This window comes from Pseudomonas sp. PDM05 (assembly GCF_014851685.1).
Taxonomy (GTDB): Bacteria; Pseudomonadota; Gammaproteobacteria; order Pseudomonadales; family Pseudomonadaceae; genus Aquipseudomonas.
This window is the reverse complement of sequence record NZ_JACVAC010000006.1, coordinates 15,552-33,615: the sequence shown is the minus strand read 5'-3', so window position 1 is coordinate 33,615 and position 18,064 is coordinate 15,552. Positions and strand designations below refer to the sequence as shown.

The window sequence follows — 18,064 nt, the reverse complement described above, 5'->3', positions numbered from 1 at the left end:
TAAGTAATGGGGGTAAATGTGGGCGCGGAGTTTAACAGTTATAAAGCCTGGCCTACATCAACCCCATCCGCCGATGCGCCCGTTGTACCGAACCGTTGCGCATCGCCCAGCGCAGCAACGGCGTGCTGCGTTTGACCGCGCCCCGGATCATCTGGCGTTGCAGCGGGCTCTGGTGTTGATCGAGCATGGCGCTGGCCCAGTCTGGCAGCAGGTCGATGCCGGCTTGCATCATCAAGGCGCCAAACGGCTTGGCCATCGTGCTGGGTGCCGGGGCATTGAGTAGCAGGCGCAACACTTCACGACTGCGCGCGTCGCACAGCAGTTGCGGGCGGATACGCGCCAGGTAATCCGAAACTTCCTGCCGCGAACGCGGAACATGCCGCGCGCCCAGTTGTTCGGCGACCAAGGCGATCTCGCTGTAGTAACGGTCCTGGTCCCGACCCGAGAGCAGTGGGTTGCGATAGCGCAGGTGAGCGGCGAGGAAGTTGCTGACCTCGGCCACATGCACCCAGGTGAGCAGTTCCGGATCGCTGGCTGCATAAGGTCGGCCGTCCGGCGCATGGCCAACCACTTGCAGGTGAATGGTGCGCACTTTCTCGATCAGCCACTGCGCGTCCTTGCGCGAGCCAAAGGTCGTGCCGGAGATGAACTGCGAGGTGCGCCGCAAACGCCCGAGCATGTCCTCGCGAAAGTTCGAGTGATCCCACACCCCAGCCAGGGCCAGCGGGTGCAGGGCCTGCAACATCAAGGCGCTGATGCCGCCGATCAACATGCTGCTGAAGTCGCCATGCACTTGCCAACTGACCGAACTCGGTCCGAACAGGCCTGGGTCGCCCTTGGGGTTTTCCAGGTCCAGCTGGCCCAGTGAGAGCCCTGTGAGGCTCATCAATTGGGTTTCGATACGGCTGCGGATAAATTCCATGGCGACGCTGGGTTTCCTATCGGTTCAGGCGTTTGTCGATCAGGCCGTCGACAACGCTGGGATCGGCCAGGGTGGAAGTATCACCAAGGCTGTCCAGTTCGTTGCAGGCGATCTTGCGCAAGATCCTGCGCATGATTTTGCCGGAACGGGTCTTCGGCAACGCGGGTGCCCATTGGATCAGTTCCGGCTTGGCAAAGCTGCCGATTTCCTTACTGACCAAGTCCAGCAGGTGTTTTTTTAGCGCATCGTCGGGCGCTACGCCATTCATCGGCGTGACAAAGGCGTAGATGCCCTGGCCTTTGACATCATGGGGGTAGCCCACCACGGCGGCCTCGGCCACCAGGTCATGCAGGACCAGGGCACTTTCCACCTCGGCGGTGCCGATGCGGTGGCCGGAGACGTTGATCACATCGTCGATGCGCCCGGTGATCCAGTAATCGCCGTCCTCGTCGCGTCGCGCGCCGTCGCCGGTGAAGTAGTAGCCGGGGTAGGGTTTGAAATAGGTGTCGATCATCCGCTGGGGGTCGCCGTAGACGCTGCGGATCTGCCCCGGCCAACTCGCCTTGATCGCCAGCACGCCACTGCCGGCGCCGGTAAACACCTTGCCGTGCTCATCCAGCAACACCGGTTGTACGCCAAACATCGGTTGCGTGGCGCAACCGGGCTTGATCCGCTGCGCGCTCACCAGCGGGCTGAGCATGATGCCGCCGGTCTCGGTCTGCCACCAGGTGTCGACGATCGGGCAGCGCTGCTCGCCGACGGCATTGAAGTACCAGTCCCACGCTTCGGGGTTGATCGGCTCGCCGACGCTGCCGAGCAAGCGCAGGCTGGCGCGCGAGGTGTTTTCCAGCGGGCCGTGGCCCTCGCGCATCAAGGCACGCAGGGCCGTCGGCGCGGTGTAGAAGATATTGACCTTGTGCTTGTCGATCACCTGCCAGAACCGCGAACTGTCCGGGTAGCTCGGCACGCCCTCGAACATCAGCGACGTCGCGCCATTGGCCAGCGGGCCGTACACGATGTAGCTGTGGCCGGTGACCCAGCCCACGTCGGCGGTGCACCAGAACACTTCGCCGTCCCGGTAGTCGAGTACGTACTTGAAGGTCATCGCCGCTTGCAGCAGGTAGCCGCCAGTGGTGTGCAGCACGCCTTTGGGTTTGCCGGTGCTGCCGGAGGTGTAGAGGATGAAGAGCGGGTCTTCGGCATCCATCGGCTCGGGTGGGCAGTCGGCGCTTGCGGCGTCCAGCGCCTGTTGATACTTGAGGTCGCGGCCTTCGCTCCAGTTCACGGTCGCACCGGTACGTTCCACTACCAATACGGTGCTGACGCTCGGGCAGTTGGCCAGGGCTTTGTCGACATTCTGTTTCAGCGCCACCGGCTTGCCGCCGCGTACCCCTTCGTCGGCGGTGATCACCGTGCGGCAGTCGGCATCCAGGATGCGGTCGCGCAGAGCGTCCGGCGAAAAGCCCCCAAATACCACCGAGTGCACCGCGCCAATACGTGTGCAGGCCAGCATGGCGTAGGCCGCTTCCGGGATCATCGGCATGTAGATGCACACCCGATCACCTTTCTTCACGCCACGGCCTTTCAGCACATTGGCCAGGCGACTGACGTTTTGGTGCAGTTGGCGGTAGGTGATTTTCGAGGACTTTGTCGGATCATCACCTTCCCAGATGAAGGCGGTTTGCTCAGCGCGTTGCGCCAGATGACGGTCGATGCAGTTGTAGCTGACGTTCAGTTGCCCGCCCACGAACCATTGGGCAGCGCCCGTGTGGATGTCTGATTGCTGAACGGTATGCCAGGGCGTGATCCAGTCCAGAAAGCCCTTGGCCTGTTCGGCCCAGAAGGTATCCGGTTGCTCGATGGATTGGCGGTAGAGGCGCTGATAGTCCTCTTGACTGAGTTGCGCAGCGCGGCGGACGGCATCGGCGCTGGGGAACGTGCTGATATCGAACATGAGCGGTCCTTATTCTTGTTTTTGGCACAAGTCATAAAGATGCACGCTGTGGGGGGAGGGTTCAAGGCCAACGTCCAAACGGACGTTGGCCCTGGAGTGGCCGGATCAGCCGCGGTGACGACCGCGGAAGTAGTTGATCAAACCCTGGGTCGAGGCGTCATCCGCCACGGCTTCTTCAGTGCCGGTCAGGCGGTTGTAGACGCCCTTGCCCAGCTCTTTACCCAGTTCCACGCCCCATTGGTCAAAGGCGTTGATGCCCCAGATGACGCTCTGCACGAACACCTTGTGTTCATACATCGCCACCAGTGCGCCCAGACGACGCGGGCTGATGCGTTCCACCACCAGGGTGTTGCTCGGACGGTTGCCCGGGATCACCTTGTGCGGTGCCAGCTTTTGCACCTCTTCTTCGGCGATGCCCTTGTCGCGCAGTTCGGCCTCGGCCTCGCTGCGGGTCTTGCCGAGCATCAGCGCCTGGCTCTGGGACAGGCAGTTGGCGTATAGCCACTGATGGTGGTCCGACACGGGGTTGAAGCTGACAATCGGCACGATGAAGTCGGCCGGAATCAGTTGGGTCCCTTGGTGCAGCAACTGGTGGTAAGCGTGCTGGCCGTTGCAGCCTACGCCGCCCCAGATCACCGGACCGGTATCGGTGGACACCGGGGTGCCGTCCTGGCGCACGCTCTTGCCGTTGGATTCCATGTCCAGTTGTTGCAAGTGCTTGGTGATGTTACGCAGGTAGTGGTCGTACGGCAGGATCGCATGGCTCTGCGCGCCCCAGAAGTTGCCGTACCACACGCCCAGCAGGCCCAACAGTACCGGCATGTTGGCTTCGAACGGCGCGTTCTGGAAATGCTGGTCCATGGTGTAGGCACCGGACAGCAGTTCCTTGAAGTTGGACATGCCGATGGCCAGGGCGATTGGCAAGCCGATGGCCGACCACAGCGAGTAGCGGCCACCGACCCAGTCCCACATCGGGAAGATGTTTTCTTCGCGGATACCGAACGCCACGGCCGCAGCGTTGTTGCTCGATACGGCGATGAAGTGGCGGAACAGCTCGGCTTCCGACCCCCCCTGGGCCAAGTACCAGGCGCGGGCGGCCTGGGCGTTTTTCAGGGTTTCAAGGGTGTTGAAGGATTTCGACGAGACGATGAACAGCGTGGTCTCGGCGCGCAGCTTCATGGTCAGCTCGTGGAACTCGCTGCCGTCGATGTTCGCCAGGTAGTGGCAGCGCACGCCTTTGTGGGCGTAGGACAACAGCGCTTCGGAGACCAGCTCCGGGCCGAGGAACGAGCCACCGATACCGATGTTCACCACGTCGGTGATCGGCTTCTCGGTGTAGCCACGCCACAGGCCGTCGTGGATGCGGCCGACCAGGTCAGTCATCTGGTTCAGCACCTTGTGCACGTCCGGCATGATGTTCACGCCGTTGACCGACAGCTTGTCACCCACCGGGCGGCGCAGGGCGGTGTGCAGGGCAGGGCGGCCTTCGGATGAGTTGACCGGTTCGCCGGCGTACAGCGAGTTGATCGCGGCCTTGAGGTCGACTTCCTTCGCCAGAGCCACCAGCAGGTCACGGGTTTCGCTGGTGATCAGGTTTTTCGAGTAATCGAGGAAAAGTCCGCAGCTGCTCAAGGTGAATTGGGAAAAACGCTGGGGATCGGCATTGAACGCGTCGCGCATGCTGAAATCCTGCATGGCTTGGCGGTGTTGATTGAGCGCTTGCCAGGCGGGCAGAGCGGTAACGTCGTGAGGAGTGCGGTAGTACGCCATCGCTGCGGGTTTCCTTTTATTACGGGGACTGCCTTTAGGACACTTCTAAGCCCGGAACGTCCTGCCTCTCATCAAGCGGCGGACTCCGGACAGCGCTAACCAAGAGCGCAGGGCGATTACATTAAACCTAGCGTGTGAATATGTCTTGGCTTTGTCTGCGCTGTGGCCGGTACTTTTTTATACCGGCACAGAGAGGAGGGCAACAGGCGGGGGTCAGTCGAGGTTCAGATGCAGGTTGTCGATGAGGCGGGTGGCGCCCAGATAGGCCGCAACGAGGATGACGACATCACGGTCTTCAGGCGTTGCCGGGCGCAGGTGCACGCCTTGGCGCACTTCGAGGTAATCGATGCGCAGCCCGGCGGCTTCGATCTGCCGGATGTGTTCGGCACGCAGCTTGGCGAAGTCGTGGTCACCGGCCTGGATGGCCGCGGCAATCTGGCTGAGGCTGCGGTACAGCACCGGCGCGATGGCGCGTTGTTCGTCGCTGAGGTAACCGTTGCGCGACGACAGCGCGAGGCCATCCTCGGCGCGCACGGTGGGCTCGCCGATGATCTGGATCGGCATATTCAGGTCATGCACCATGGCGCGGATCACTGCCAACTGCTGGTAGTCCTTTTGGCCAAACACCGCGATGTCCGGCTGGACCATGTTGAACAGCTTGCTCACCACGGTCGCCACGCCTTCGAAGTGCCCGGGGCGACTGGCGCCGCACAGGCCCTCCGACAGCAGCGGGACGCTGACGCGGGTCTGGCCGCTCATGCCGCCGGGGTACATCTCGTCGACGGAGGGTGCGAACAGCAGGTTGCAACCGGCTTGCAGGAGTTTCTCCTGGTCGGCGGCCAGGGTGCGCGGGTATTTGTCCAGGTCTTCACCCGCGCCGAATTGCAGCGGGTTGACGAAGATGCTGGCGACGACAAAGTCCGATTGTTGCGCAGCCTTGGTCACCAGTGTCGCGTGGCCGCTGTGCAGGTTGCCCATGGTCGGCACAAAACCGATGCGTTTGCCGGCGTTGCGCGCGTGGGTCACAGCGGCGCGCAGTTCGCGTAGGGTTTTTACGGTGTTCATGCAGAGAATCCGTGTTCGGCGCCTGGGAAGGTCACGCCTTTGACTTCGGCGACGTAAGCGCTCAATGCCGCGTGGATGCTGTCTTGGCCGGTCATGAAGTTCTTCACGAACTTCGGTACGCGGCCGCTGATCGACAGGCCGAGCATGTCGTGCAGCACCAGCACCTGGCCATCGGTGGCCGAGCCGGCGCCGATACCGATGACTGGCACTTTAACGGCTTGGGTGATTTCCGCCGCCAGCTCGCTCGGCACGCATTCAAGCAGGATCATCGCCACGCCGGCCTGTTCCAGGGCAATGGCATCGGCGCGCATCTGGCGCGCCTGGGCTTCGTTGCGGCCCTGAACCTTGTAGCCGCCGAGGATGTTCACCGACTGTGGCGTCAGGCCCATATGGGCGCACACCGGCACGCCGCGTTCGGCCAGCAGGCGGATCGACTCGGCGAGCCAGACGGCACCTTCGACCTTGACCATATGTGCACCGGCACGCATCAGCTTGCCGGCGTTGTGGAAGGTCTGTTCGACGGTGGCGTAATCCATGAACGGCAGGTCGGCAATGATGAATGCGCCATGGTTGCCGCGTTTGACGCTGGCCGTGTGGTAGGCCAGTTCATCGGTGGTCACAGGCAGGGTGCTGTCATGCCCTTGAAGAACCATGCCCAGGGAGTCGCCCACCAGTAACACTTCGACTCCGGCCTGGCAGCAGGCGTGGGCGAAGGTGGCGTCGTAGCAGGTCAGCATGGTGATTTTTTCACCTTTGAGCTTGAGGCTCTGCAAGGTGGTCAGGGTAATGTCTGGCATGAAAAGGGTCCTCGTTCAGGCGCTTGGAAACAGCGAGTAACGCGCGTGAGTCTTCGTTTATACAGGCGCACTGTCTTGAGAGCAGCGCTTATAAGGCCTGGATTGCGCCCTTCAGTGCCGGGTTGGCGGCAGCGGGACGCCTATAGTCGTGAGGAGGACACGGGAAGTCAATTGGATGTGTTACCGCATTGTTACGATGGCGGTGTTACCGCTGTTACTGATGCGATTCAGCAGGGATCAGCCGTTTTTACAGTGCCGAAGCTCCCACATTGATCGAGTCAGTCTGGAAGGATGCGTTCCAGCCCGACGAATGGGCACGCAGCCAACAGGTCACTGAGTTGCCGGCCGTCGGATAACTGCAGGGTGCTCGGCGCCAGTTCAGCCAGCGGGTACAGCACGAAGGGCCGCAGGTGCATCTGGTAGTGCGGCACCTTGAGGCGCGGTTCGTCGATCAGGCGATCGCCAAACAGCAGGATGTCCAGGTCCAGCGTGCGTGGGCCCCAACGCTCAAGGCGCTCGCGGCCCTGGTCGTTTTCGATGGCTTGCAGCGCATCCAGCAGGGCCAGCGGCGCGAGGTCGCTGTCCAGCGCGGCCACCGCGTTGGTGTAGCGCGGTTGGCCCGGGAGCAGGGAATCGCTTTGATAGAAGGCGGATACGCCGACGAGCGTGGTGCCGGGCAATAACGCCAGCGCCTCGATGGCGCTGCGCAATTGCTGGTCCGGGGCAGCCAGGTTGCTGCCCATCCCGATGTAGATACGTTCCACGGTTTATTCGCCCGAGGCGTCGGCCGCGCTGCGTTTGCGCTTGCTGCCGCTGCGTCGGCGTTTCTTGGGCCCTTCGCTGGCGCCATCGCCTTTGCTGCCGAGGTCGCGGATCATGTCGCGGCGCTCGCTGTCATTGGCGTCCTGATAATCGGTCCACCATTCGCCCAGGCCGTCGGTCTGCTCGCCGGCGCTTTCGCGCAGCAGCAGGAAGTCGTAGCCGGCACGGAAGCGCGGGTTGTCGAGCAGCAGGTCGGCGCGTTTGCCGCTGCGGCGCGGCAGGCGCTCCTGCATGTCCCAGATCTCGCGGATCGGCATGGTGAAACGTTTGGGAATGGCAATGCGCTGGCACTGCTCGGCGATCAGTTCGTGAGCCGCTTCCTGCATGGCCGGAATCGGCGGCATGCCGCGCTCTTGCAGGCGCAGAACGCGTTTCGGCAGGGCAGGCCACAGCAAGGCAGCAAACAGGAAAGCCGGGGTCACCGGTTTGTTCTGCTTGATGCGCAGGTCGGTGTTGATCAATGCCTCGCTGATCAGCGTGTGGGTGTACGTCGGGTTGTACTCCAACGCCTCGGCGCTGGCCGGGAACAGGGGGTCGAACAACTGCAGGTCGACGAGCATTTCGAAGGTATCGGCGGCGTGGCCCGAGAGGAACAGCTTGAGCACTTCTTCGAACAGGCGCGCCGAAGGGATTTCCCGCAGCATCGGTGCCAGCTCGCGAATCGGCGCGGCGGTGTGTTTCTCGATACCGAAGTTCAGCTTGGCGGCAAACCGCACCGCCCGCAGCATGCGCACCGGGTCTTCCTGGTAGCGCTGCGTCGGGTCGCCGATCAGGCGGATCAGGTTGTTGCGAATGTCGTGTACGCCGTTGGCGTAATCGAGGATGCGCTCGCTGACCGGGTCGTAATAGAGGGCGTTGATGGTGAAGTCGCGACGTTGCGCGTCTTCTTCCAGGCTGCCATAGACGTTATCGCGCAGGATGCGTCCGCTTTCGTTGCGGGAAGACTGGTTGGTGTCTTCCTCTTCATCGTTTTGCGGGTGGCCGGCGCGGAAGGTCGCGACCTCGATGATCTCGCGACCAAAGTGGATGTGCACCAGCTTGAAGCGACGGCCGATGATGCGCGCATTGCGGAACTCGGCGCGCACTTGTTCAGGCGTGGCGCTGGTGGCGACGTCGAAATCCTTGGGCGTGATGTTGAGCAACATGTCGCGCACACAGCCGCCGACCAGGTAAGCCTGGTAGCCAGCGTTCTGCAAGCGTTCGACGATATTCACCGCATAACGGCTGAATTGAGCGCGTTGCAGCGAATGTTGGCTGCTATTGAGCACTTCAGGCGTGCTGCGTTTGTGTTGCGTACGACGCAAGGGGGAACGGAATGACTGGAACAACTTCTTCAGCATGGGATGCACTGTTTGAAGGAATGTTCGGCCATAACGAAGAATGACCGCATGATGGGCGGGGATTCTAGCATTTAGTCAGGGGATGGTGTAGGAACAAGCTACAGGCATTGCGCCATAAGCCTTTGGTGGTCAAATTCCGGAAACTACAAGGGGAGCCGAAGCTCCCCCAGAAGTAGTTGCGTGCTCTATTTTTATTATTGATTGCGGGCTTCTTGTTTTTGTTGATCGCCCTCGCCATGAAGCTTCACCTTCATGACACTCCCAATCGGGAGTCAAGAGCAAACGGATTGCTTTGGTCGCTGTGTTGCTGATCTACGATCCAACCAGTTCAGGCTCTGCCTTAGGGCAGTTTTTGTTGTTCTCGGCCTGGTTGCGGGGCAAGCCCCAAATGCAACGCCTCTCCAAAAGAATCAGTTAGCTGCGCCTCCGCCGTGTTGTTTTTGTTATGCGTGAGTCGATTCGTCTTATTTTTATTGTCTTGTACAAAGCTTGTTATTGTTTTTGTACTAAGCATATAGCAGGGTGCGTGCCAACTTTTGCACCGCCCAATAAAAACGGGGGTTTGAGCGGTTTTTGGGCTTTTGGCGGGCAAAAAAAAGCCGGGGCTTCGTTACCGTAAGCCCCGGCTTTTGTTACGTGAAAATCATCGGTAACAGTTTTTTCACATCTGAGGGTGTTACCTGTGGGGTCACACCCTCAGCTTTCGCTGGCCACCCCGGTCTTGCGCCGTGGGATGCCCAGGCGCTGGCGACGTTCCCACAGGCACTTGCGGCTCACGCCCAGCTTGCGTGCCAGTTCGGTCTCGGTCATGTGGTCCTGATGCTCGAGGACGAAGTGCTGGAAGTAGTCCTCCAGTGACAAGTCTTCTGTCGGCTCATGGCTGGTAGCGTTGGCGCCGCCCTGTTGTGGGGCCAGGCCGATGAAGTCGTCGTCTTCCAGGTCGCTGAGCTCTATATCGATACCCAGCAGCTCGGCGGAAATTTCCGGGCTCTCCGACAGAATCACCGCACGCTCCACCGCGTTCTCCAGTTCCCGCACGTTGCCCGGCCACGAGTAATGCCGGATCGCCTGCTCGGCATCCGGGGCGAACTTGAGGTCGGTACGGTTGATGCGTGCACTCTGGCGTTGCAGGAACGCGTTGGCGATCTCGTTGACGTCGGCGCCACGCTCGCGCAGGGCCGGCAGCTTGAGGGCAATCACGTGCAGGCGGTAATACAAGTCTTCACGGAACTGGCCGATCTTGGCCAGGCTCTTGAGATCCCGGTGAGTCGCCGCGATCAGGCGCACGTCGACCTTCTGCGATTGCACCGAACCGACGCGGCGAATCTCGCCTTCCTGCAGTACGCGCAGCAAACGTGCCTGCGCTTCCAATGGCAGTTCGCCGATTTCGTCGAGGAACAAGGTGCCGCCGTCCGCCGCTTCCACCAGGCCCGCACGCCCGGCGCTGGCGCCGGTGAAGGCGCCTTTTTCGTGGCCGAACAGTTCGGACTCGATCAGGGATTCCGGGATTGCCGCGCAGTTCACCGAAATCATCGGGGCCTTGGCGCGCTTGGACAGGTTGTGCAGGGCACGGGCCACCAATTCTTTACCAGTGCCCGACTCGCCCTGGATCAGTACATTGGAATCGGTAGGCGCGACCTTGCGGATCTTGCCATACAGGTCCTGCATCGGCGGGCAGGAACCGATGATGCCGATCTCGCCATTGCTGTTGTCGACACCTGGCTTGTCGGCCGCTTTGCCGGCTGGACGCGGCTCGGCAGGGGTACTGCTGGCCGACTGACGGTCGCGCAGGATACGGGCCACGGCCTGGAGCATTTCGTCATGGTCGAAAGGCTTGGCGATGTAGTCCACCGCGCCCATCTTCATGGAGTCCACCGCCGAGCGCAGGCTGGCGTAGCTGGTCATGATCAGCACCGGGGTGCCTTGGCCAAGCTTGATCAACTCGGTGCCAGGTGCGCCCGGCAAGCGCAGGTCGCTGACAATCAGGTCGAACGTGGGAATGCTGAACCGCTCCTGGGCTTCCTGTACCGAGCCAGCTTCGCTGACCTGGTACTGATTACGTTCAAGCAGGCGACGCAAGGCAGAGCGGATAATGGTTTCGTCTTCGACGATCAAAATGTGCGGCATTGATTCAATTCTCTCGACGGTCTCAGTTCACAGCGGACGTCGCTTCGACATGACGCGGCAAGGTCACCCGAATACGGGTGCCGCGTTGGCTTTCGGTGTCAGCCGGGCTGTCGATGGTGATTTGTCCATAATGCTCTTCAACGATGGAATAGACCAGTGCAAGGCCCAGACCGGTGCCTTCACCCGGGTCCTTGGTGGTGAAGAAGGGTTCGAACAATCGGTCCATGATGTTCTGTGGAATGCCGCTGCCTTCGTCTTCGACGATCAGGTCGACCGTATGCTCGAAAGCCTCGGTCTTGACGCGTACCGCACCACCGGCCGGGGTCGCGTCACGGGCATTGGACAACAGGTTGATCAGCACTTGGGCCAGACGCTGTGAGTCGCCGTCGACCCAATGGTCCGGGTCGCACAAGTTGAAAAACTGTACTTCGAAATTTCGTCGGTTCAAGGCCAGCAGCCCGATGGCGTCCTGCGCCACTTCGGCCAGGCACACCGCTTCGTCCTGGTTTTGATGGGCGCCGGCGTGGGCAAAGCTCATCAGCGACTGCACGATGCGCGATACGCGCTTGGTCTGTTCGAGGATCTGCCCGCTGATCTCGGTGATTTCACCGTCCTCTTCGCGCTCTTCGCGCAGGTTCTGCGCCAGGCACGCGATACCGGTGATCGGATTGCCAATCTCGTGGGCCACACCGGCCGCCAGGCGACCAATACTGGCCAACCGCTCGGAGTGCACCAGCTTGTCTTCGAGCATCTGGGTTTCGGTCAAATCTTCCACCAGCAACACCAGGCCGCTGTTGCCCGGCGCCAGGGGCTCGTCGATGGCGGCTTTGTGCAGGTTCAGCCAGCGGGTCTGGCCGTCGAGGGCCAGGTGCTGTTTGTGCAAGTGTTCGTCGGGCAGGTTGATGAAACCTTGCAGCAACTCTCTCCACGGTTCGCCCAGGGTATTGAGGCGCGAGCCGACGACCCGTTGCGCAGCGATGCCGGTGAGTTCTTCCATGGCCTTGTTCCACATCAGGATCTCTTGATCCTTGGCCAGGGAGCAGACGCCCATCGGCAGTTCCTGCAGCGTCTGGCGGTGGTAGCGGCGCAAGGCGTCGAGTTCGGCGGCAAGGCCCGTGAGGCGCGAGTGGTAGTCCTCCAGCCGGCTTTCGATGAAATGGATGTCTTCGGTGACGTAGTTTTCGCCGCCCGCCTTGTAGGGCAGAAAGGTTTCCACCATGTCCTGGGACACGCTGGGACCCATCAGGCCGGACAGGTTGGCCTCGATGCGATCACGCAGACGGCGCAGCGCGTACGGGCGACGTTCGTCGAACGGCAGGTAGAGATCGCGCAGTGCCTGCTCGACTTCCTTTTGCGCGGCCTTGGCGCCCAATGGCTTCGCCAGTTGCGTGGCGAATTCCTGGGGTGAGGCCGCGTGCAGTTCGCGCCGTTGCGGGCGGCGCACGTTGTCCACCGCGCAGGCTTCGGCGGCGCTGGTTTCCTCCGGGCTGGCATTGGTGAACAGCGAGATCAGGGTGAACATCAGGACGTTGGCGGCCAGGGATGCAATCGCCGCCATGTGCCAACTGGTGTCGTCGAGCACGTAGATCATGTTCAGCAGCGGGATGTAGAAGCCCTGTAAGTTGCCGACCAGCGGCAGCAGCATGGTCACCGTCCAGACCAGGATTCCGGCCAGCAGCCCGGCGATGAAACCGCGGCGATTGGCTGTCGGCCAGTACAGCACCGACAACACCCCCGGCAGGAACTGCAAGGTGGCGACAAACGCGACGATGCCCAGGTTGGCCAGGTCCTGCCCGGCGCCGAGCAGCAGGTAGAAGCCGTAGCCGGCCATGATGATCGCGACGATCAATGCGCGGCGCGTCCACTTCAGCCAGCGGTAGATATTGCCTTCGGCCGGCGGCTGGTACAGCGGCAGCACCAAGTGGTTGAGCGCCATGCCCGAGAGCGCCAGCGTGGTGACGATGATCAGCCCGCTGGCCGCCGATAAACCGCCGACATACGCCAACATCGCCAAGGCCGGACTATTGGCCGCAATGCCGATGCCAAGGGTGAAATATTCAGGGTTGGTGGTCGCGCCCAGCTTGAGGCCGGCCCATAGGATCAGCGGCACCGCCAGGCTCATCAGCAACAGGAACAGCGGCAAGCCCCAACTGGCACTGACCAGCGAGCGGGGGTTGAGGTTTTCAGTGAAGGTCATGTGGTACATGTGCGGCATCACGATCGCCGAGGCAAAGAACACCAGCAATAACGTGCGCCACGGGCCTTCCTGCAAAGGTGTGTGCAGGGCCGCGAGGGCGGTCTGGTTTTGCAGCAGCCACAGTTCCAACTGTTGCGGGCCGTCGAACACGCCGTAGAGCGCATACAGGCCGACGCCGCCGATGGCGATCAGCTTGATCACCGATTCAAAGGCAATCGCAAACACCAGGCCTTCGTGCTTCTCGCGGGTGGCGATATGGCGCGAACCGAAGAAGATCGTGAACAGTGTGATCAGTGCGCAGAACGCCAGGGCGACGCGATGCTGCACGGGCTCGCGGGTGAGAATGCTGATGGAATCAGCCACCGCCTGGATCTGCAGGGCCAGCAGCGGCAGCACGCCGATCAGCATGAAAATCGTAGTCAGCGCGCCAGCCCAGGTGCTGCGAAAGCGGAAGGCGAACAGGTCGGCCAGGGACGACAGCTGGTAGGTGCGGGTAATTTTCAGGATCGGGTACAGCAACACCGGCGCCAGCAGAAACGCGCCGGACACGCCGAGATAGCTGGAAAGAAAACCATAACCGTACTGATAGGCCAGGCCCACCGTACCGTAGAACGCCCAGGCGCTGGCATAGACGCCGAGGGACAAGGTGTAGGTCAACGGATGGCGAATGATCGCCCGCGGAATCATTCCACGCTCACTGATCCAGGCCACCCCGAACAGCGCGGCCAGGTAGGCGGCGCTGACCAGTAGCATCTGGGTGAGACTAAAGCTCATCGGCATCTTTTTGGCTCTGCAGGATGAAAGTCACGACGATCAGGATCAGCCACAGCAGATACGGGCGATACCAGGCGCCCGTGGCGTCGATCCACCAATCCATGATGGCGGGGGAAAACAGGTAGATCCCGACGACCAGCAGCAGGACCAATCGATAGATGTACATGTTGGCCTCTGATTAGAAAACTGCGGCGATGGTAACGGATGGTGGGCAAGCTGCAAGCGCCTTCAGCTCAATTGCGCTTCGGCCAGCGTGAGTGTGCGTGGGATCTGTGCCGCATCCCAGTGCTGGATACCCCAATCAAGCAGTTCCCGTGGGCTGGCGTGCAACAGCTCATCGCCGGGTTGCTGGCCGAGGGCGCGCAGTGCCCGCAGTAGCAAAGGCGTGGCCTGGTCTGGCGTCAGCGGTGGGGAGCGGTAGGACTTGCCCAGTTTGTTACCGTCCGGCTGGACGATCAGCGGTACGTGCAGGTAGCGCGGTTGGCGCAGGCCCAGCAGTTCTTGCAGATACAACTGGCGTGGCGTGGAGTCGAGCAGGTCGGCACCGCGGACAATATCGGTAACACCTTGCCAGGCGTCGTCGAGGACCACGGCCAGTTGATAGGCGTACAGGCCATCGCGGCGACGGATGACGAAATCGCCGACATCGCGGCCCAGGTGCTGTCGGAATTCGCCCTGAACCCGGTCGGTAAAGTGATACTCCAGTTCCGGCACACGCAGACGGATTGCGGCATCTTGCTGATCGTGACCGGCGTTGCGACACAGGCCGGGATAGATCCCGTTGTAGGGCTCCAGCTGTTTGCGCGAACACGTGCAGGCGTAGGCCAGGCCATGGTTGAACATATCGTTCAACACTTTGGCGTAGGCGTCATGCCGCTCGCTTTGTCGGACCAGTTCGCCGTCCCATTCGAAGCCGTAGCTTTCCAGCGCATGCAGGATCGCTGCCTGGGCGCCGGGCTCTTCACGGGGAGGGTCGAGGTCTTCCATACGCATGAGCCAGCGGCCTTGATTGGCGCGGGCGTCGAGGTAGGAGGCGAGGGCGGCGACCAGGGAGCCAAAGTGCAAATGGCCGCTGGGCGTGGGGGCGAAGCGCCCGATATAGGTAGAGGCTGTCATGGGCCGGATACTACTGGAAAAACGGTAAACGCCAGAAACAAAAATGGGGCGTTTGCACGCCCCATTCGTTCAGCTCGGAAGGATTACTTGCCGACCTGCTTTTCCTTGATTTCCGCAAGGTTCTTGCAGTCCACGCACATGTCTGCGGTAGGACGGGCCTCGAGGCGGCGAATACCGATCTCGATGCCGCAGGACTCGCACCAGCCGTATTCTTCGTCTTTGATCATTTGCAGTGTCTTGTCGATCTTCTTGATCAACTTGCGCTCGCGATCACGGGCGCGCAGTTCGAGGGCGAACTCTTCTTCCTGGCTGGCACGGTCTGCCGGGTCGGGGAAGTTGGCTGCTTCGTCCTTCATGTGGTCAACGGTACGGTCGACCTCCTGCATCAAGTCCTGTTTCCACTTGTTCAGGATCTTGGTGAAGTGCTCGCGCATGGGCTCGCCCATGTACTCTTCGCCCTTCTTTTCCACATAGGGTTCGAAGCCGCTGAGGCCTTGAGTCTGCTGTTGCTTTGCTTGGGTGGACATGAATAGACCGCCTCTCACTCTTCTAATCCATTGCGCAGGATTGCAACATCACCGACACCTGCCGGCCCTGCGGCTGCAAGCGGGCGAACTTACCAGATAGATTCGGGGTGCGCCACTCCCGGTTGTCGAGGCCGTGGCGAAGGCGTCGCAAACTGCGGCGGCCCGTCGTAGCTGGGCATGCACTGTCTCGAATCTTGATTTTAGTCGTTTTGCAGACGCTTGCCCGGCCTGCGCGGATAGCCGGGCAGGCAATAGAACATGTTTTACCGCGTGGGTTCGGTAGAATCCGGATTTTGTCCTCACCGTTAAGGAAGGCTAATGGTCCAGCCCTACAGTGCGCGCAGTCGCGCCATCGAACCTTTTCATGTCATGGCGTTACTGGCACGTGCCAATGAGCTGCAGGCCGCCGGGCATGACGTGATCCATCTGGAAATCGGCGAGCCGGACTTCACCACCGCCGAGCCGATTATCCGTGCCGGCCAGGCGGCGCTGGCCAATGGCAAGACCCGTTACACCGCAGCCCGCGGTCTACCTGAGTTGCGCGAAGCGATCAGCGGTTTCTACCAGCAACGTTACGGCTTGAATATCGACCCGGAGCGCATCCTGATCACGCCTGGGGGCTCAGGTGCATTGTTGTTGGCCAGCAGCTTGTTGGTGGATCCGGGCAAGCACTGGTTGCTGGCCGACCCTGGCTACCCGTGCAACCGCCACTTCCTGCGGCTGGTGGAGGGCGCGGCGCAGTTGGTGCCGGTGGGCCCGGACGTGCGCTATCAACTGACCGCCGAGCTGGTGGCCAGGCATTGGGACCAGGACAGTGTGGGCGCGCTTGTCGCTTCCCCTGCCAACCCGACCGGCACCATCCTCACGCGCGACGAACTGGCTGGCTTGTCGACGGCAATCAAGGCGCGTCACGGTCACTTGGTGGTGGACGAGATTTACCACGGCCTCACCTACGGCACCGATGCCGCCAGCGTGCTCGAAGTGGACGATGACGCCTTCGTCCTGAATAGTTTTTCGAAGTATTTCGGCATGACCGGCTGGCGCCTGGGTTGGCTGGTAGCACCACCGGCTGCAGTCGGGGAGTTGGAGAAACTCGCGCAGAACCTCTACATTAGCGCACCCAGCATGGCCCAGCATGCCGCGCTTGCGTGTTTCACCCCGGACACCCTGAGCATCCTCGAGGAGCGCCGCGCCGAATTCGGCCGTCGTCGCGACTTCCTGCTGCCGGCCCTGCGTGAACTGGGTTTTGGCATTGCGGTTGAGCCGCAGGGGGCGTTCTATTTGTATGCCGATATCAGCGCGTTCGGTGGTGATGCCTTCGCGTTTTGTCGACACTTCCTTGAAACCGAACATGTGGCGTTTACGCCGGGGCTGGATTTCGGTCGCCATCAGGCCAGCCATCATGTGCGTTTTGCCTACACGCAAAACCTTGAGCGGCTACAAGAGGCGGTGGATCGGATCGCCCGTGGGCTGCGGAGCTGGCAAGGCTGATGCGTTTTAATCCTCCCCTCGAACAAGCGCGGCTGATCCGTCGTTACAAGCGTTTTCTCACCGATATCGAAACCGTTGGCGGCGAGTTGCTGACTATTCACTGCCCGAACACTGGCTCGATGCTCAACTGCATGGTGGAAGGCGGGCAGGTGTGGTTCAGTCGTTCCAATGACCCCAAGCGCAAGCTGCCCGGCACCTGGGAAATCGCCGAGACACCCCAGGGCCGCCTGGCCTGCGTCAATACGGCACGCGCCAATCAGTTGGTCGAGGAGGCGTTGCACGCCGGGGTGATCGCTGAGCTCAATGGCTTCACCGCACTCAAGCGTGAAGTGCCGTACGGCCAGGAGAAAAGCCGCATCGATTTTCGCCTGGAATACCCCGACGGTGTGGCTTATGTGGAAGTCAAAAGTGTCACCCTGGGCTTCGATGACAGTGCGGTCGCTGCGTTCCCGGACGCGGTAACGCAGCGTGGAGCCAAGCATCTGCGTGAGTTGGCGCACCTGGCCCGCGAAGGGGTACGGGCGGTGCAGTTGTATTGCGTCAACCTCTCGGGGATTGAGGCGGTGCGCCCGGCCGTGGAAATCGATCCCGCTTACGCGGCGGCATTGCGTGAGGCCAAGGCTGCCGGTGTGCAAGTGTTGGCGTATGGCGTGCGGGTCACGCCGCAGGAAGTATGCTTGGAGCGTCGCCTGGACGTACTGCTCGACTAGAGTTCCACCCACAAGCCCTGCGCGTCTTCACGGCCGGGCAGGGCGGTGAGGCTTTGGCCTGCGCACGGGCCGGAGATGCACTCGCCACTTTCGATCAGGAACAAGGCACCGTGGGTGGCGCACTGGATCAGGCTGGCGCTGGTGTCAAGGAACTGGTCCGGCTGCCATTCCAGCGGGATGCCGCGATGAGGGCAGCGGTTGATGTAGAAGTAGGCAACGCCGTCACGGCGCACCGCCAACAGTTTGCAGCCATCGATTTCAAAACCGCGGCTGCTGTCGGGGGCGAGGGTGTCGGAGGGGCAGAGAAACTTCATTTCAATCCTTAAGTGCCTTGACGTTCAAATGCAAACAATTATCAAATGCAGGCTTCGCCCGTCAGCTGACTGGGCGCCCAGTACGATGCCCGGCAGGGATTATCTGTCACATCGATGAGTGCCCGTAAGGCCCGCCTT

At 61.4% G+C, this 18,064-nt stretch carries 15 protein-coding genes; 2 read left to right on the top strand and 13 right to left on the bottom strand.

Annotation, left to right across the window (positions count from 1 at the left end; translation table 11 throughout):
* Nucleotides 1-52: 52 nt before the first annotated feature.
* From IB241_RS13755 to dksA, 12 genes are all read right to left on the bottom strand, one after another.
* Nucleotides 53-922: an oxygenase MpaB family protein gene (locus tag IB241_RS13755; RefSeq protein WP_192298912.1), complete on the bottom strand. Its 870-nt coding sequence runs from the start codon at nt 920-922 to the stop codon at nt 53-55.
* 16 nt (nt 923-938) lie between these two features.
* Nucleotides 939-2,876 carry an acetate--CoA ligase gene (gene acs, locus IB241_RS13750; RefSeq protein ID WP_192298911.1) on the bottom strand — a complete coding sequence of 646 codons (1,938 nt, stop codon included), beginning with the start codon at nt 2,874-2,876 and terminating at the stop codon, nt 939-941.
* A 105-nt stretch (nt 2,877-2,981) separates the two neighbouring features.
* The gene (pgi, locus tag IB241_RS13745) at nt 2,982-4,646 is read right to left on the bottom strand and encodes a glucose-6-phosphate isomerase (protein WP_192298910.1); all 1,665 of its coding nucleotides are present in this window, start codon (nt 4,644-4,646) and stop codon (nt 2,982-2,984) included.
* Nucleotides 4,647-4,859: 213 nt separating this feature from the next.
* Nucleotides 4,860-5,711 (bottom strand): pantoate--beta-alanine ligase, encoded by an 852-nt coding sequence (panC, locus tag IB241_RS13740; RefSeq protein WP_192298909.1) that lies wholly within the window; start codon nt 5,709-5,711, stop codon nt 4,860-4,862.
* Complete coding sequence (panB, locus tag IB241_RS13735; protein WP_192298908.1) at nt 5,708-6,508, bottom strand: 3-methyl-2-oxobutanoate hydroxymethyltransferase; 801 nt, start codon at nt 6,506-6,508, stop codon at nt 5,708-5,710. Before panB ends, panC begins: the two co-directional genes overlap by 4 nt.
* Before the next feature lie 278 nt (nt 6,509-6,786).
* On the bottom strand, nt 6,787-7,272 hold the full coding sequence (gene folK / locus IB241_RS13730) for a 2-amino-4-hydroxy-6-hydroxymethyldihydropteridine diphosphokinase (RefSeq protein WP_192298907.1): 486 nt from the start codon (nt 7,270-7,272) through the stop codon (nt 6,787-6,789).
* A gap of 3 nt (nt 7,273-7,275) precedes the next feature.
* The gene (locus tag IB241_RS13725) at nt 7,276-8,670 is read right to left on the bottom strand and encodes a polynucleotide adenylyltransferase PcnB (RefSeq protein WP_192298906.1); all 1,395 of its coding nucleotides are present in this window, start codon (nt 8,668-8,670) and stop codon (nt 7,276-7,278) included.
* 696 nt (nt 8,671-9,366) lie between these two features.
* Nucleotides 9,367-10,797, bottom strand: coding sequence for a sigma-54-dependent transcriptional regulator (locus IB241_RS13720; RefSeq protein WP_192298905.1), 1,431 nt, complete (start codon nt 10,795-10,797; stop codon nt 9,367-9,369).
* A gap of 22 nt (nt 10,798-10,819) precedes the next feature.
* Entirely contained in the window at nt 10,820-13,774 is a 2,955-nt protein-coding gene (locus IB241_RS13715; protein WP_192298904.1) for a sensor histidine kinase, read from the bottom strand.
* Nucleotides 13,758-13,934 (bottom strand): hypothetical protein, encoded by a 177-nt coding sequence (locus tag IB241_RS13710; RefSeq protein WP_003176118.1) that lies wholly within the window; start codon nt 13,932-13,934, stop codon nt 13,758-13,760. The genes IB241_RS13715 and IB241_RS13710 overlap by 17 nt, the downstream gene beginning before the upstream one ends.
* A gap of 62 nt (nt 13,935-13,996) precedes the next feature.
* Nucleotides 13,997-14,884: a tRNA glutamyl-Q(34) synthetase GluQRS gene (gene gluQRS, locus IB241_RS13705; RefSeq protein ID WP_192298903.1), complete on the bottom strand. Its 888-nt coding sequence runs from the start codon at nt 14,882-14,884 to the stop codon at nt 13,997-13,999.
* A gap of 83 nt (nt 14,885-14,967) precedes the next feature.
* Nucleotides 14,968-15,411 (bottom strand): RNA polymerase-binding protein DksA, encoded by a 444-nt coding sequence (dksA, locus tag IB241_RS13700; RefSeq protein ID WP_192298902.1) that lies wholly within the window; start codon nt 15,409-15,411, stop codon nt 14,968-14,970.
* 318 nt (nt 15,412-15,729) lie between these two features.
* Here dksA and IB241_RS13695 point away from each other — a divergent pair, with 318 nt between their 5' ends.
* Both IB241_RS13695 and sfsA read left to right on the top strand, forming a co-directional pair.
* Entirely contained in the window at nt 15,730-16,902 is a 1,173-nt protein-coding gene (locus IB241_RS13695) for a pyridoxal phosphate-dependent aminotransferase (RefSeq protein WP_192298901.1), read from the top strand.
* A complete protein-coding gene (gene sfsA, locus IB241_RS13690; protein WP_192298900.1) occupies nt 16,902-17,612 on the top strand; it encodes a DNA/RNA nuclease SfsA in 711 nt (236 codons plus the stop codon). Before IB241_RS13695 ends, sfsA begins: the two co-directional genes overlap by 1 nt.
* On the opposite strand, the gene IB241_RS13685 is transcribed toward sfsA, so the two are convergent.
* Nucleotides 17,609-17,926, bottom strand: a complete 318-nt coding sequence (locus IB241_RS13685; protein WP_192298899.1) for a Rieske (2Fe-2S) protein — start codon at nt 17,924-17,926, stop codon at nt 17,609-17,611. The genes sfsA and IB241_RS13685 overlap by 4 nt on opposite strands.
* Nucleotides 17,927-18,064 lie beyond the last annotated feature (138 nt).